This window comes from Mesorhizobium sp. ESP7-2 (genome assembly GCF_020164715.1).
GTDB lineage: Bacteria > Pseudomonadota > Alphaproteobacteria > Rhizobiales > Rhizobiaceae > Mesorhizobium.
The window spans coordinates 13,691-28,773 of record NZ_JAIUGQ010000005.1 but is presented as its reverse complement, the minus strand read 5'-3'; the positions used below and the strand labels follow the sequence as shown (position 1 = coordinate 28,773).

General features: G+C 63.2%; 13 protein-coding genes and 1 tRNA gene. 4 read left to right on the top strand and 10 right to left on the bottom strand.

What is annotated here, in order from left to right:
- Positions 1-71 precede the first annotated feature (71 nt).
- From LB543_RS06925 to LB543_RS06900, 6 genes are read right to left on the bottom strand one after another with little or no spacing between them, the layout of a single operon-like run.
- Positions 72-1,325 (bottom strand): ABC transporter substrate-binding protein, encoded by a 1,254-nt coding sequence (locus LB543_RS06925; protein WP_140756069.1) that lies wholly within the window; start codon positions 1,323-1,325, stop codon positions 72-74.
- Positions 1,326-1,383: 58 nt separating this feature from the next.
- Positions 1,384-2,895, bottom strand: a complete 1,512-nt coding sequence (locus tag LB543_RS06920) for an aldehyde dehydrogenase family protein (protein WP_140756067.1) — start codon at positions 2,893-2,895, stop codon at positions 1,384-1,386.
- Positions 2,896-2,912: 17 nt separating this feature from the next.
- Positions 2,913-3,689 (bottom strand): enoyl-CoA hydratase/isomerase family protein, encoded by a 777-nt coding sequence (locus LB543_RS06915; RefSeq protein WP_224613562.1) that lies wholly within the window; start codon positions 3,687-3,689, stop codon positions 2,913-2,915.
- Positions 3,682-5,283, bottom strand: coding sequence for an acyl CoA:acetate/3-ketoacid CoA transferase (locus LB543_RS06910; protein ID WP_224613561.1), 1,602 nt, complete (start codon positions 5,281-5,283; stop codon positions 3,682-3,684). The genes LB543_RS06915 and LB543_RS06910 overlap by 8 nt, the downstream gene beginning before the upstream one ends.
- On the bottom strand, positions 5,280-6,296 hold the full coding sequence (locus LB543_RS06905; RefSeq protein WP_224613560.1) for a Gfo/Idh/MocA family protein: 1,017 nt from the start codon (positions 6,294-6,296) through the stop codon (positions 5,280-5,282). The genes LB543_RS06910 and LB543_RS06905 overlap by 4 nt, the downstream gene beginning before the upstream one ends.
- Positions 6,293-7,351 (bottom strand): LacI family DNA-binding transcriptional regulator, encoded by a 1,059-nt coding sequence (locus LB543_RS06900; RefSeq protein ID WP_140756059.1) that lies wholly within the window; start codon positions 7,349-7,351, stop codon positions 6,293-6,295. Before LB543_RS06900 ends, LB543_RS06905 begins: the two co-directional genes overlap by 4 nt.
- 239 nt (positions 7,352-7,590) lie before the next feature.
- On the opposite strand from LB543_RS06900, the gene LB543_RS06895 reads away from it, so the two are divergent.
- Complete coding sequence (locus LB543_RS06895; RefSeq protein WP_224613559.1) at positions 7,591-8,742, top strand: dihydrodipicolinate synthase family protein; 1,152 nt, start codon at positions 7,591-7,593, stop codon at positions 8,740-8,742.
- A 90-nt stretch (positions 8,743-8,832) separates the two neighbouring features.
- On the opposite strand, the gene LB543_RS06890 is transcribed toward LB543_RS06895, so the two are convergent.
- Together LB543_RS06890 and cpdR are read right to left on the bottom strand one after the other, a co-directional pair.
- A tRNA-Val gene (locus LB543_RS06890) sits at positions 8,833-8,907 on the bottom strand.
- Between the two features lie 116 nt (positions 8,908-9,023).
- Positions 9,024-9,386 carry a cell cycle two-component system response regulator CpdR gene (cpdR, locus tag LB543_RS06885; RefSeq protein WP_006199474.1) on the bottom strand — a complete coding sequence of 121 codons (363 nt, stop codon included), beginning with the start codon at positions 9,384-9,386 and terminating at the stop codon, positions 9,024-9,026.
- Between the two features lie 162 nt (positions 9,387-9,548).
- On the opposite strand from cpdR, the gene LB543_RS06880 reads away from it, so the two are divergent.
- A complete protein-coding gene (locus LB543_RS06880; protein WP_224613558.1) occupies positions 9,549-10,490 on the top strand; it encodes an N-formylglutamate amidohydrolase in 942 nt (313 codons plus the stop codon).
- Between the two features lie 351 nt (positions 10,491-10,841).
- Positions 10,842-11,615, top strand: coding sequence for a histidinol-phosphatase (gene hisN / locus LB543_RS06875; protein ID WP_224613557.1), 774 nt, complete (start codon positions 10,842-10,844; stop codon positions 11,613-11,615).
- A 96-nt stretch (positions 11,616-11,711) separates the two neighbouring features.
- Here hisN and LB543_RS06870 read toward each other — a convergent pair whose 3' ends face one another.
- Complete coding sequence (locus tag LB543_RS06870; protein WP_224613556.1) at positions 11,712-12,689, bottom strand: alpha/beta fold hydrolase; 978 nt, start codon at positions 12,687-12,689, stop codon at positions 11,712-11,714.
- 479 nt (positions 12,690-13,168) lie between these two features.
- Between LB543_RS06870 and LB543_RS06865 the strand changes: the two genes are divergently transcribed.
- The gene (locus LB543_RS06865; protein ID WP_224613555.1) at positions 13,169-13,636 is read left to right on the top strand and encodes an Hsp20 family protein; all 468 of its coding nucleotides are present in this window, start codon (positions 13,169-13,171) and stop codon (positions 13,634-13,636) included.
- 71 nt (positions 13,637-13,707) lie between these two features.
- On the opposite strand, the gene LB543_RS06860 is transcribed toward LB543_RS06865, so the two are convergent.
- A complete protein-coding gene (locus LB543_RS06860) occupies positions 13,708-14,760 on the bottom strand; it encodes a threonine aldolase family protein (RefSeq protein WP_224613554.1) in 1,053 nt (350 codons plus the stop codon).
- Between the last annotated feature and the right edge of the window lie 323 nt (positions 14,761-15,083).

Genomic DNA, 15,083 nt, shown 5'->3' with positions numbered 1-15,083 from the left:
CCGGCCGACCGGCCTCACGGACCGGGGACCCTTCCCCGCCGGAGCGGGGAAGGTGTTTTCGTACGTAGCGCTTACTTGGCGTCGTCGATCGCCTTGACCAGTTCGGTCACCGCCTCGTCCGAGGTCTTGATCTGACCATGGACGAATTTGGAGACGACGTCCTTGTAGGCATTGGCGACCGCCGGAGGCGCGCCGTAGCCCTGGGCGAGCGAGCCGAACAGCGTGCCGCCTTCATTGGCCTTCTTCAGGTCGGCAATACCCTTCTTGCCGCAAGCGTCGAAGTCGGTGTCTGGCACGTCGGTCCGGGCCGGAACCGAACCCTTGACGACGTTGAAGGCCGACTGGAAGCTCTTCGACAAAGTGGCGGTGGCCAGAGCGATCTGGGCGGCCTTGCGGTCCTCCGGAACGTTGAACATGCCGAACATGTCGGAGTTGTAGATCACCGAGCCGTCGGTGCCCGGGAAGCGGTAGCAGAGGAAGTCGGTGCCCGGGGTCTTTTTGGCGGCGTGGAACTCGCCCTTGGCCCAGTCGCCCATGACCTGCACCAGCGCATCGCCCTTGATGACCATGGCGGTGGCGAGGTTCCAGTCGCGGCCCGAGAAGTTCGGATCGACATAGGTGACGAGCTTGGCAAGGTTGTCGAACGACTTCTTCATCGTGTCGGACTTGAGCGACGCGTCGTCGAGGTCGTTCATCGCCTTCTTGTAGAATTCCGGCCCGCCGGTCGACAACACGACGGAATCGAACATGGTGGCTTCCTGCCAGTTCTGGCCGCCAAGCGCGAGCGGAGTGACACCGGCCGCCTTGGCCTTGTCGAGCAATGCCACGAAGTCGTCGAAGGTCTTCGGCTCGGTGCCGCCGATCTTGTCCATCACCGCCTTGTTGATCCACAGCCAGTTGACGGAGTGGACGTTGACCGGAGCGGCGACCCACTTGCCGTCATAGACGGCGAATTTCTGCAGGGCGGTCGGAACCGATTTGTCCCAACCTTCCTTCTTGGCCGTCTCGGTGAGGTCGCCCATGACGCCGGCCGCGGCATAGTCGAGCACGGTGTAGCCGAGCATCTGCGAGGCGGTCGGATAGTTGCCGGCCGCGACCATCGCCTTCAGCGCGGTCATGGCGGCATCGCCGCCGCCGCCGGCCACCGGCACGTCCTTCCAGGCATAGCCTTCCTTGGCCAGATCCTGCTTGAGCACGTTGAGGGCCGCCGCTTCGCCGCCCGACGTCCACCAATGCAGCATCTGCACTTCCTTGACGTCCGCGGCGTGGGCCGAGAACACAAAGCTTGTCGCAAGAGCCGTTCCGATAAGCAGTTTGCGCAACATGTACTTCCTCCCTTGTTGCATTACACGACCGGTGGCAGGCCACCGGGTTCTTCCCAACTCAGCCGACCCACCAACCGGTGCGCTGGCCGCGATGAAACTGGATTGTCTTTTCCTCGGTATAGTCCTCGACGGCGCGCTTGCCGAGTTCGCGGCCCAAGCCCGATTGCTTATAGCCGCCGAACGGCAGTTCTGGATAACCTTCCATGAACGTGTTCACCCAGACCGTCCCCGAACGCACGCCCCGCGCCACCGACATGCAGGTGTCGATGCTGGCGCTCCACACACCCGCCGACAGACCATAGGGCGTGTTGTTGGCGATGTGCAACGCCTTCTCAATCGATTCAAAGGTCAGCACCGAGAGCACCGGCCCGAACACTTCCTCGCGGGCGACGGCCATGTTTTCGGTGACGTCGCGCAAGATCGTCGGATCGAGATATTGGCCGGCATTGGAGGGGAGCTGCCGACCGCCGCTGAAGATGCTGCCGCCGTCACTCGCGGCCGCCGCCACGTAATCGGTCACCTTGGCAAGATGGTCGGACGAAATCATCGCGCCGACCTTGGTCCTGTCATCGAGCGGATCGCCCACCGTTACCTTGGCGGTCAATGCCTTCACAGCGGCCAGGAAATCATCGGCGATCGCCTCGTGCACGATCAGCCGGCTGCCGGCATTGCAGCATTCGCCGGCATTGAAGAAGCCGCCGAACACCGCCGCGTCGGCGGCCGCCTCGAGATCGGCATCGGGGAACACGATCTGGCCGTTCTTGCCGCCGAGCTCCATCGAGACCTTCTTCAGGGAATTCGAGGCCGCCGCCATGGTCATCTTGCCGACGCGGGTGGAACCGGTGAACGAAACCATCTCGACCAGGGGATGGCTGACCATCGGCGCGCCGACATCGGCGCCGAGGCCGGCGAGGATGTTGACGACGCCCGCGGGAACGCCGGCTTCGAGCAGGATGTCGCCAAGCAGGAAGGTCGAGGCCGAGGTCATCTCGCTCGGCTTGACCACCGCCGTGCAGCCGGCTGCGAGCGCGAAAGGCAATTTCTGGCTGACGATGAGGAACGGGAAGTTCCACGGCGTGATGATCGAGACGACACCGATCGGCTCGCGCAGCACGACGCCCAGCATGGCGTCGCCGAGATTGGCGTAGCTTTCGCCGTGCAACGTTCGGGCGAGCGAAGCTGCATAGCGCCAGATGTCGACGGCGCCGCCGATCTCGCCGCGCGCTTGGGCGATCGGCTTGCCGGATTCCAGTGCATCGAGCCGCGCTATGTCTTCCAGCCGGGCCTCGATCAGGTCGGCCGTCTTGAGCAGGATCGCGGCACGCTCGGCCGCCTTCATGCGCGGCCAGGGACCGGTCTCGAACGCCCTGTGCGCCGCCTGCATCGCGGCTTCCACTTCGGCGGCACCTGCCTGCGCATAGTGTGAAACGGTGAAGCCGTGACCGGGGCTCTTGCGTTTCAGCATGCGGCCATCGCGGGCATCGACGTGCTTGCCGTCGATCAGCAGCTTGTATGCCTTGGGGGCCGCAGAGGCCTCGGCAGGCATGGAAATCTTGAGAGGTGCATTCATGTGATTTCCACTCTGTCCTAGGAACGCGAAAACACGGGCTTCTGCTTGGTCTTGAAGGAGCCGACACCGGCCTTGAGATCGCTGGTTAGCGCTATGAAGCCGCTGGCCAAGGCTTCCGTTGCAGCTGCACTTTCCTCGCCTTCCGCCACCGCGATCATCAGCTTGGCGGCTTCGGTCGCCAGCGGCCCGCGTTCGGCGATTTTTTCAGCCCATGTCTTGGCTTCATCCGACGCTTTGCCGGTTTCGACGACGCGGTCGACGACACCCAGCGCAAGCGCTTCCGTCGCCAGAAAGATCTCACCGCCAAGCGCCATGCGACGCACCGTCTGGGCGCCGAAGCGACGCACCGCGCGTTGCGTGCCGGACCAGCCGGGGACGACGCCGATCGAGGTTTCGGGGAAGCCGAGTTTCACCTGCGTTTCCGCGACGCGGAAGTCGCAAGCGACAGCCAGTTCGAGCCCGCCGCCGAGCGCATGGCCAGACAAGACCGCGATGGTCGGCTGGCGTAGCCGTGCCAGCCGGTCGAAGACACGGTGGCCGTAGCGCACCCATTGCACCTGGAAATCGGCGGCACTCATGCCGCCCCAGGCCTCGACATCGCCGCCGGCGCAAAAACCCTTGCCTTCGCCGCATATGAGGACGACGCGCACATCCTCGGCGCTTTCCGCCTCATCGAGCGCCGCTTCCAGCGCGCGCAGCATCGGAATGTCGAGCGCGTTGAACTTTTCGGGCCGGCGCAAGGTGACGATGCCGATCGCGCCATCCTGCTCGAAGGTCACGAGGCGCTCAGCCATGCGCGCCTCCGAGCGAGGCGCCGCCATTCAGCGACAGGCCGATCGGCCGATCCTGGTAGAGCGCGGCGGGCGTCACCTTGAGGTCGTTGGCTACGTTGAGCGGGATCTCGGCTTGACCAAGCACATCGCGCTCGAGGTCGATACCCGGCGCCAGTTCCGTCACCATCAGCCCATCTGATGTCAGCTTCATCACGCAGCGCTCGGTGACGTAGGTGATGTCCTGTCCCTGCGCGACGGCGCGCTTGCCGGAGAAGGAGATGTGCTCGACCTCCTGGACGACTTTCTTGACCTTGCCTTCCGCGTCGATGCGGATGCCGCCATTGGCGAGCGACAGCTTGGCCCCTGCATTGAAGAAGCCGGAAAAGACGATCTTCTTTGCCCGCGACGTGATGTCGACGAAGCCGCCGGCTCCGGCGGTAACGTGCGGCCGTGCCGAAAGCTTCGACACGTTGACCGACCCGTGGCGGTCGATCTGCAGGAAGGAAAGCAGCGAAGCGTCGAAACCGCCGGCCTGGAAATAGATGAACTGGTGCGGCGAGGGCATGATCGCCTCGGCATTGGAGGCGCAGCCGAACTTGAAGTCGAGAAGCGGCACGCCGCCGACAGCGCCCTGTTCGATCACCCAGGTGACCTTGCCGTGCTGGCCTTCTTCCAGAAGGATGCGCGGCACGTTGGCCGAGATGCCGAAGCCGATGTTGACGGCCATGCCGTCGCGGAGCTCCATGGCGACACGGCGCGCGATCACCTTCTGGACGTTCATCTCGGCATTGCGGAAGCTCGACAGCGGCCGGAAGATTTCACCAGAAATCGCCGGATCGTAAGGCGTCAGCGTCGTCTGCAACTGGTCCGGCGCGACGACGATATGGTCGACCAACACACCGGGCACGCGCACATCATGCGGCTTCAGCGTGCCATTCTCGACGACGCGCTTGACCTGCGCGATGACGATGCCGCCATTGTTGCGGGCGGCGAGCGCCTGTTCCAAGCCGCCGAGATACGCGCCCTCGTGCTCATAGGTCAGGTTGCCGCGCTCGTCCGCCGTGGTGGCGCGGATGATCGAGACCTGGGGCACGATAGCGCGGAAATAGAGCCATTCCTCGCCGTCGAATTGCTGCACCGACACGATCGGCTCGCCGGCGGCGGCGTTCATGGCGCAACCCTGGTGGCGCGGGTCGGCAAAAGTGTCGAGGCCGACCTTGGTCAGCACGCCCGGCCGCTTGGCGGCGGCTTCGCGGTGCATGTCGAACAGGATGCCGGATGGCACGTTATAGGCGGCAACGGAATTGTCGCCGATCATCTTCCAGATCCGCGGCGGCTCGGCGGAGGAGGGGCCGGACGGATAGGAGCCGCACAGCGTACGCTTCAAAAGGCCCGGCTTGGCCAGATGATCGATGCCCTTGATGCCATACATGTCGCCGGCGGCGATCGGGTGTAGCGTGGTGATGTCCTTCGGATGGCCCTCGCTGTCGAAGCGTTCGCCGATGGCGGCGAGCACGGCGTCCGGACAGCCGAGGCCGCTCGACGAGGACACCGAGACGACCATGCCGTCCTTGATCAGGCTGGCTGCCTGCGCCGGTGAAACGACCTTGCTCAATTCATGCTCCCGAGTTTCGGGTCGATCTTGACGACTCTGCCGGAATTGGCCGATTGCAATGCCGCCTCGGCTGATGCGAGCGACCAGATGCCGTCTTCTCCGGTGGCGGAGGGCTGGTCATCGCCACGGATCGCGGCATGGAACCGGTCCACCGACCTGACATAGAGGTTCTCGCGGTCGAAGCTCAATTCTTCCTCGCCGCTGGCGGTGCGCAGAAGGACTGAGCCCACCGGCTTTTGCGTCATCACATTGCGGGCGATCAGCGACCCTTGCGAGCCGTGCACCTCGAAGCCGGTATCGGCAAATCTGGTGGTGAAGCCTTCATGCGATTGCGCGATAAGGCCCGACTTGAAGCGCCAGATGCACATGGCGCCGTCTTCTAGCCCGCTGCCGGCCATACCGGCGGATTGCGTAAAAGCGGAAACCTCGACCGGATCGTCGCCAAGCACGAAGCGCAGCGTGTCGGCATCGTGTACGGTGATGTCGAGCACCACGCCGCCGCCCGCCTCAGGCCTGGCGACGCGCCAACCCTGCAGGTTTTCGGGCAGGTAGACGGCGTGGAAAACCCGCGCGGCAATCGGCTGGCCGATGCGACCTGCGGTAACAGCCTCGCGCATGGCGCGGTGAGCACCGGCATTGCGCAGATGATGATTGGTTCCAAGCACGACGCCCGCGGCCTTGGCCGCAACGACCATCCTGCGCGCGTCGTCGCTGGTCAGCGCCAGCGGCTTCTCACACAGCACATGTTTTCCCGCCTTGATCGCGGCCAGTGCCTGTTCGAGATGCAGTTCGTTGGTGGTCGAGATGTAGACCGCGTCGATACCGGATCCGAGCAAGGCATCGAGATTCGATACGGCGGCCGGAATGCCATTTTCCCTTGCATAGGCCGCGGCGCGGTCCGGGTTGGAACTCATCACCGCTGATATCTCGCCATCGGCTTGCGCGCGAATGGCGTCGATCATGAATTGCCGGCCGATCGTGCTGGCGCCGATCAGCCCCCATTTGACACTCATGTCGCGGCTCCGGTTGCCGTAGGCCTGTTTCGCGTGCGGCGATCTGGGCCGCAGCTTTCCCTGACCACGAGATTGACGGCGCCGATATGGTCCTCAGCGCGCGTGGTGCGCGACTGGATCAACTTGATCATGACGTGGGCCGCGCGTTCGCCGAGACCGGCGGAGTCCACCGCGACGCTGGTCAGCGGCGGCATATAGTGCTCGGCCTCGACCACATCGTCGAAGCCGACGACGGCGAAATCCGGGCCGGGCTCGAGCCTGCGCTTGCGCAGCGCCAGCATGACGCCGAAGGCGACGGCATCGTTGAAGCAGAGCGCCGCGGTTGGCGGCTCAACCATTGCGAGCGACGTTTCCAGGCAGGCCATGCCGCCCTTGCGGTTGGTCTCGCCCTCGATGATGAGCGCGTCGCGGGCGTCGATGCCGAGCGTTTCGCAGGCTTCGCGAAAGCCACCCAGCCGCTCATGATAGACCACCAGGTCGGACGAGCCGCCGAAGAACGCCAGCCGGCGGTGCCCCTTGCCAATGAGATGAGCGGTGGCGAGATAGGCGCCGCGATGATTGTCGGGAGCAATCACCGGAATGCGGCTTTCAGGCAGCCGGCGCATGGCGAAGACAATCGGCAGACCGGCTATTTCCAGCCGCCGGAACGCTCCTGGCGTGGTGCCGCGCGCCGGGGAAACGATGAGCCCGGCGACGCCCTGTTCCATCAGCGACTTCAGTACTTCTTCCTGGCGCACCGGATTTTCGGCCGTGTTGGCGATGAAGGGCACGATGCCGGCCGATTGGAAAACACGCTCCATGCCCACCGCCAGTTCCGCGAAGAACGGGTTGGTGAGATCGTTGATGACCATGCCGATGACGTTGGAATGGGCCTTGCGCAGATTGGCGGCGCCGCGATTGTAGACATAGCCGACATCCTCGATCGCCTTGCGCACCTTGACCGCGGTCTCGGGACGGATCAGTCCGCTGCCCTGGAGCACGAGCGACACGGTCGATTTGGACACGCCCGCCTCGCGGGCAATGTCGAAGATCGTCGCCTTGGCCCGGCTGGCCATCCAGATATCCTCCCCGGTTTTCTCAATCGAATTTATTGGAACGTTCTAATGTATGCTCCATGGATGAGTCAATCGGGATTTTTCTCAATCAGACGACGCGGTCATACGTGGTCCAACAGTTTGCCATTCAAGGGGTCTTGTGTTGCAACGCAGCATTGGTTGGCGGGTCACTTCGAATCCTAAAGGTTCTTGATTTATTGGAACGTTCCATTTAATAGGCGCTGCGAAGGGAGAGATCGATGGACATTGTCTTGCCTGGCGAAGGTGACCGCAGCGCCCGCTACGCGCTTGCCGGACGGCCGGTCCAACCGGTAATCGGCGCACGGTTTTCGCGGATCGCCTATGCCGCCGCGCATGTCGTCGCCGACCCCCTAAATATGACCGATCCATGGTCGCGGCCGGTTGTCGACTGGGACAGAACAATGGCGTTTCGCCATCATCTATGGCGGCTCGGCTTCCGCATCGCCGAGGCGATGGACACGTCGCAGCGCGGCATGGGCTTCGATTGGACAAATGCGCAGGAATTGATCCGCCGTTCAATCGCGGAGGCGCGGACCGTCGCTGGCGATCTCGCCTCGGGCGCCGGAACCGACCACCTCGTGCCGGCGTCGGCCAGGACACTGGACGATGTGATCGCCGCCTATGAGGAGCAGTTCGCTTTCATCGAAGGCCAGGGCGGCAAGGCGATCATGATGGCCAGCCGCGCGCTGGCGGCCGTGGCGAAGGGGCCGGACGACTACGCCCTGGTTTACGACCGCATATTGGGCCAGGCCTCCGGCAAGGTCATCCTGCACTGGCTGGGCGACATGTTCGACCCGGCCTTGAAGGGCTATTGGGGCAACGACGATTTCGAGGCCGCGCTCGATACGGTGGTCGCCATCATCGAGCGCCATGCCGGCAAGGTCGAAGGCATCAAGATATCGCTGCTGGACGCCGGCAGGGAGGTGGCGCTCAGGAACCGGCTGCCGGACGGTGTGTTGATGTTCACCGGCGACGACTTCAATTATCCCGAACTGATCGCCGGAGACGGCAAGCGGCACTCGCACGCACTGCTCGGCATTTTCGACGCGATCGCGCCGGTTGCCAATGCCGCGCTGGCGAAGCTGGCTGATGGCGATCGTGCCGGCTATGACGCGCTGATGGCGCCGACCGTGCCGCTGTCACGAAAAATCTTCGAGGCGCCGACCGAACATTACAAGGCCGGCATTGTCTTCATGGCCTGGCTCAACGGCCATCAGGACCATTTCGCGATGGTCGGCGGCATGCAGTCGGCGCGCGGCATCCGCCATTATGCCGAAGTCTTTCGCCTCGCCGACCAGGCCGGATTGCTGGCCGATCCCGACCTTGCCATGTCGCGGATGAAAAGCCTGTGTGCCGTCGCGGGCGTCTAAACGAGTTTCGCGATCGAATCTGCCGTCGTCCATTCCGGTGAGCGCCAAGACGGGAGCGCCGTGATGCAAGGGCCGAATTTCTGGGTTGGATGGTGGGCGTGACAGGGATTGAACCTGTGACCCCTGCAATGTCAATGCAGTGCTCTCCCGCTGAGCTACACGCCCATCCGAAGCCGCGCATACACCATTTTTGGTCCGGCGCGTCAATAGCAGGAAAAGAGGAAAAACACGTCGTCTCGCCGCGGCTGTGGAACTGACGCCGGCGGCTTGCGGAAGGTGGCTCAGGCCGCCTGCAGCATCTTCTCGACCTCGTTGACGAGATCGCGCAGGTGGAAGGGCTTGGACAGAACCTTGGCGTCTTTCGGCGCCTTGGAATCCGGGTTCAGCGCGACGGCGGCGAAACCGGTGATGAACATGACCTTGAGGTCGGGGTCGATCTCGGTGGCGCGGCGTGCCAATTCGATGCCGTCCATCTCCGGCATGACGATGTCGGTCAGAAGCAGCGAGAACGGTTCCTCGCGCAGCCGCTCATAGGCGCTGGCGCCGTTGTCGAAATCGCTGACCTGGTAGCCGGCGCGCTCCAGCGCCTTGACGAGGAACCGACGCATATCGTCATCGTCTTCCGCCAGAAGAATGCGTGCCATGATATCCTGTCCGAATCACCCGCCAGAGACTGCCGTGGGGCAGTCCCGTTAACCATCCTGTATATGAGGAGGTGAGAGTAAACATCAAGTGAACGCGGACGCGTCTGACCCACATTTGCCCAGCGGCACGACCGCTGAAATGCTGGACATGCGGCCGGCAAGGTGGCAGTTTCGTGTCATGATGCACTGGTGTTTTCGGGTTCGTTCAAATTGAAGACGGCAGCCGAGGATTTTTCGGTCTTTCCACCCTTCGAAATCCGTTCGGGCGCCGAGCAGCGCGTCCCCTTCCTCTTCAATTCACCGCATAGCGGCCGCTACTATCCCGAACGCTTCCTTGCCATGGCGAGGCTCGATCGCAATGCCATCCGACGCTCGGAGGATTGCTATGTCGACGAGTTGTTCGGCGGCGCCGTGGCGCTGGGCGCGCCGATGCTGGCGGCGAATTTCCCGCGTGCCTATCTCGACGTCAACCGCGAGCCGTGGGAACTCGACCCGCGCATGTTCGCCGAGCCGGTGCCGTCCTTCTGCAACATCCGCTCGGCGCGTGTCGCCGGCGGGCTCGGTACCGTGCCGAAGCTGGTGGGCGAGGGGCTCGACATCTATGCGGGCCGCTTGCCGCTCGCCGAGGCGGTTGCCCGCATCGAGGCCGTCTACAAGCCCTATCACGAAACGCTGAAGCGGCTTTTGACCAGGACCCACGCCCGTTTCGGCTTTGCCGTGCTGATCGATTGTCATTCGATGCCGGCGAGCATCCGCGTCGGTGACAACGGGCTGCGGCCGGATTTCATCATCGGCGACCGTTTCGGCATCTCGGCGACCGCGGCCTTGACCGAAACCGCGATCGGGCTGCTGACCGCGATGGGCTATACCGTTGCTCACAACAAGCCTTATGCCGGCGGTTTCATCACGGAACACTATGGGCGCCCGGCGCTTAACCTGCATGCGCTGCAGATTGAGGTCAATCGCGGGCTCTACATGAATGAGCGAACATTCGAGAAGGCCGCCGGCTTCGACGAGCTGGCCGACGATCTGACGCGGTTTTCAGCCGACCTGATGGCGATGCCGGACCATCATTTCATCGACCTGCCGCTGGCCGCGGAGTGAAGATCACGCCTTGTCTCATGCGTGCCCAAGACCCTTTGCCGTTTTTTGGGCGGCAGGCTCCGGAGCGGTGAAAAAAAGACCGCATCGTTTGCACGATACGGTCGAAGTCTAGGGAGGAAACGCCCAAGGAGGGCATGGACAGGAAACCCTGTCCGAGGATGAGGGTATTGTGCAGCGCACAAATGTCAAGGGACGTTCAGGCTTTTTTAATTCACAGTGATGTGGAAATTGCCTCTCGATGGCGTTGGAGTGACATTCCGGCAACAGCTATCGCGGCGATAAATCGATAAACAAGCTTGTTTTGACGGGCGGCAGAGCCGGTTCGGGCATGCTGCAATGCGGGAGAATCAGTTGGACATCAGCATCGATTTCATGCGCCGCATCGCGCAAGCCGCAGCGGCCGAGACCTTGCCGCGCTTTCGCGCCCAAGGCGCGGTCGCCAACAAGGAAAAGGGCAGTTTCGACCCGGTCACCGAGGCCGACCGCGAGGCCGAGCGCGCGATCCGGGCGCTGATATCGGCCGAGTATCCCGACCATGGCATCCTGGGCGAAGAGCACGGCAGCGAGAACATCTCCAGCCGGCACGTCTGGGTGATCGATCCGATCGACGGCACGCGCGCCTTCATCTCCGGCCTGCCGGTGTGGGGGACGCTGGTCGGGCTGACGGTCGATGGCGACGCGGTCGCCGGCATGATGGCGCAGCCCTTCACCGGCGAGCTGTTCTACGCCAACGAGTCCGGCTCGCATTACGAGGGGCCGGGAGGTCCGCGAAAACTGTCGACCCGCAAGACGACAAAACTCGATGAGGCGACGCTGTTCACCACCACGCCGGCGCTGTTCAAGGGCGAGGCACGCACGCGCTACGACGCATTCGAGAAGCAGATACAGCTCGCCCGTTATGGCGCCGATTGCTATGCCTTCGCCATGATCGCCTCGGGGAGCGTCGACATCGTCGCCGATCCTGGATTGAAGCCCTACGACATCGTGGCGCTGATCCCGATCATCGAGAAAGCCGGCGGGGTCGTCACCACTTTCGACGGCGGGCCGGCGGAGAATGGCGGCGATGTTCTTGCGGCGGCGACACCGGAGCTTCATGCCTCCGCGATGGCCGCCCTGCGCGGCTGACATTGCCTTTGGTCGGCGCGACCGTATCGAACGCTGGAATTCCGCAGAGGTGTGCCCGTAGACCTGCTTGAACGCCGCCTGCGTCTGGGAGAGAGGTCAGGCCGTCGGGTCGTCGGAACCGGGGACGAAGGCGTCGAAGGCGGCGAGGAATTGTTCGCGGTAGAGGTCGACTTCCTGCAGGATTTCGTGTTTGGCGCCGTCGATCATCAATAGCGAACCGAGTCGCAGGTTTCTCGCATATTTTTCCACCGCCTTGGTCGAGACGACCTGGTCGGCGCCGGCGGCGATGATCAGCAGCGGCACCTGAATGCGGGCCATGAAGTCGGGGTTGCTGATGGCTTCCGACGCCTTCGCCGCCGCCTGCAGCCAGCGGACCGTCGGGCCGCCAAGCGCCAGTTGCGGATATTCTTCATAGATGCGCGTGTTGCGGCGATAGCGCTGCGGATCTGATGTCACCTTGTTGACCTCGAAGGGCAGCGTGTGTCTCGGCCGTGGACCCCAGGCGGCGTAGAGCCGGCCGAGCCCCAGGGCGCAGAAAATCGAACAGACCCGGCGGACCGTCCCTATCGAGACCGGCAGGTCGGGCAATGTCAGGAATGGCGCGATCAGCACCATGCGCCGCACGCGGTTCACCATCGACGGCGCGGCAAGCAGCGCGATCACCGCCCCGGCGGAATGGGCGAGGATGTAATAGGGTCCACGGCAGTCCGGCAGCACGATCTCCTCGAAGAACTGCTCCAGATCGGCCGTATAGTCGCGGAACGACCTGACATAGCCGCGCTGGCGATCGCGGATCAGCCTGTCGGAATCGCCCTGGCCGCGCCAATCGAGGGTGGCGACGCCGAAGCCCCGCGCGGCAAGATCGCGGATGGTCTCGAAATATTTCTCGATGCACTCGTTGCGGCCGCCGAGCAGCACCACGGTGCCGCGCATCGGCCGGGCGACCGCTGCGAACAGTCCATAGCGTATCTTCTTGCGGTCGCGCGTGGTGAAAAAGCCGCCGGTGGCGTTTTCCGGTCGCGGATTGCCCTCAACTTCGTGAAAAAGGGGTGTGTCGTAGAGGAGATCCGTCATTCGGCGCTTTGTGCTCGGCGTCTTGGCGCGCCAGCCCTTCAGGGCTGGCCTCGTCAAGGTGATAGACGCCCACACATCAAAAGCAAAGCAAATCCGGGTTACGGAGACCTGCACCAGGGAAGGCCGGAAGCGGCTTTGAGCGCGCTTCCGGCCCTGTCGATCCGGGAGGAAGGGACGTTAACACCCGGTTCGGCCTCGATGCGGCACCTCTGCAAATCCGGCGCCGCCAATCCTTGATCTTGAAAGCCACTTTAGCGGCGGCTGTCTGAACGGGCGCCGAAGCGCCGGTTCATCTGCCGTTCATCAAAGGCAGGCGGCCTCACCTTTTTTGCCGTCAAACGAAACTTGAAATGCTCTTGAGCGCTCCCCAGATGTGTGTTGCGGCCGCCAATGTCGGGGTCGCTGGTCCAGCCGAGACGCCGCTTACGGGTTTCGCACCGGCCATACGCAAACCATGTTGCTCAACAGGAGAACACCTCATGCGTCACGTTGATTTTTCCCCGCTTTACCGTTCGACCGTCGGCTTCGACCGTCTCTTCACGATGCTCGATTCGCTTGCGCAGCCTGATGGCGCGCAGACCTATCCGCCTTACAACATCGAGCGCACCGGCGAGGATTCCTACCGCATCTCTATGGCGGTTGCCGGCTTCTCGGATGACGAGATCTCCATCGAAGCCCACCGCAACGTGCTGACCGTGAAGGGTGAGCGCAAGGAAGAGGGCACCGGCGAAGGCTCCGAGCTGCTCTATCGCGGCATTGCCTCCAGGGCCTTCGAGCGCCGCTTCCAGCTTGCCGATCACGTTGAAGTCGTCGGCGCCGCGCTGAAGAACGGCCTGCTCTTCGTCGACCTCAAGCGCAACATTCCCGAAGAGCTGAAGCCGCGCAAGATCGCGATCACCTCGGCTCCGGCCAAGGCCAAGCAGATCGAGGCCAAGACCGCTGCCTAAAGTCTAAAGTCTCCTCCCGAGACGGAAAGCGGCGCCGAAAGGCGCCGCTTTTTTGTTGTCGCGAAGGCTGATTATCCGGCGATCAGCTGGCCAAAACGGTCGACTTCCTCCGAGGTCGTAGCAAAACTGGTGACGAAGCGATAGAGCAGTTCGTCCTCGCCGATATGGCCGTCGAAGCCGTGCGGCCTGTGCCAGTCGTAGAAGGCCGCGCCCGCCGCCTGCAGCTTCTCGGCTTCCGTTTTCTTGATCACCGCGAAGACTTCGTTGGCCTGCGGCAGCCAGGCCAGCTTGGCCGTGGCCGAATCCTCGATCGCCGCCGCCAGGCGCGCGGCCATGGCGTTGGCATGCCTTGCGGTATCGAGCCACAGCCCGTCCTTGAAATAGGCTTCGAACTGCGCCGCGACGAAACGCGACTTCGAAAACAGCTGTGCCGCTCGCTTGCGCAGAAAGGCCAATTCCTTGGCGCGGCCGAGATCGAACAGCACGATCGCCTCGGCGCACCAGCAGCCGTTCTTGGTGCCGCCGAAGGACAGGATGTCGACGCCGCGTTTCCAGGTCATTTCGGCCGGCGTGGTGTCGAGCGCGGTCAGCGCGTTGGCAAAGCGGGCGCCGTCCATGTGCAGCGGCACGGAATGATGTTTGGCGATGGCCGAGATCGCGTCGATGTCATCCAGGCCATAAATAGTGCCGACCTCGGTCGACTGGGTGATCGAGACGGCCATCGGCCGGCCCCAGTGAACCACCTCGCCGGCGAAACGGCCGATCGCCCTGTCCAGATTGTGCGGCTCGATCTTGCCCAGCGGGCCGTCGACGGCGTGAAGCCGCGAGCCGCCTGAAAAATATTCCGGCGCGCCACATTCGTCTTCGATGACATGCGATTCGCGGTGGGCGAAGGAAATGCCGCCGGGCTTGTTATAGGCCGTCAGCGACAGCGAATTGGCGGCGGTGCCGGTCGCCACGAAGAACACCGCGACCTCACGTTCGAAAATCTCGCTGAAGCGCTGATAGACGGCCTGGTCGAGGGCACCATCGCCATAGGCGGTCGAAAAGCCGGCGGTATGGGCCGAAAGGCCGGCTGCAATGCTTGGGTGGGCGCCTGCCCAATTGTCGGAAGCGAAGAACATGCGTCTGCCTGTGCTGGGAAAATCGCCGGGACCTTGACCGGTTTCATGACCCGCCCGCAAGAGCCAGACACAAGAAAACGGGTAAAGCCAGTGTCGGGCTGGCGGCGCCTCCAGAGACCGAAGCTTACGTTTTGCAATCGCGTCACGAAATTTTGTGTCGCGGCGCGGCTAAGTTTTTTGTGAATCGGTCTTGTGTGGGTTCTGGATTTCTGTCATAAAAATTTAGGACAGTAGTGCTGTCTTATTTTGTCGCACAAAACAGGCTGGATTGGCGTATCGTTTAGGCCACTCCGGCTTTTGCCGCGAGCGACAGGTGGACGGAC

Coding starts and splice junctions, on each gene's coding strand:
- LB543_RS06925 (WP_140756069.1), bottom strand. CDS start 1,325: ATGTTGCGCAAACTGCTTATCGGAACGGCTCTTGCGACAAGCTTTGTG.
- LB543_RS06920 (WP_140756067.1), bottom strand. CDS start 2,895: ATGAATGCACCTCTCAAGATTTCCATGCCTGCCGAGGCCTCTGCGGCC.
- LB543_RS06915 (WP_224613562.1), bottom strand. CDS start 3,689: ATGGCTGAGCGCCTCGTGACCTTCGAGCAGGATGGCGCGATCGGCATC.
- LB543_RS06905 (WP_224613560.1), bottom strand. CDS start 6,296: ATGAGTGTCAAATGGGGGCTGATCGGCGCCAGCACGATCGGCCGGCAA.
- LB543_RS06900 (WP_140756059.1), bottom strand. CDS start 7,351: ATGGCCAGCCGGGCCAAGGCGACGATCTTCGACATTGCCCGCGAGGCG.
- LB543_RS06895 (WP_224613559.1), top strand. CDS start 7,591: ATGGACATTGTCTTGCCTGGCGAAGGTGACCGCAGCGCCCGCTACGCG.
- cpdR (WP_006199474.1), bottom strand. CDS start 9,386: ATGGCACGCATTCTTCTGGCGGAAGACGATGACGATATGCGTCGGTTC.
- LB543_RS06870 (WP_224613556.1), bottom strand. CDS start 12,689: ATGACGGATCTCCTCTACGACACACCCCTTTTTCACGAAGTTGAGGGC.
- LB543_RS06865 (WP_224613555.1), top strand. CDS start 13,169: ATGCGTCACGTTGATTTTTCCCCGCTTTACCGTTCGACCGTCGGCTTC.
- LB543_RS06860 (WP_224613554.1), bottom strand. CDS start 14,760: ATGTTCTTCGCTTCCGACAATTGGGCAGGCGCCCACCCAAGCATTGCA.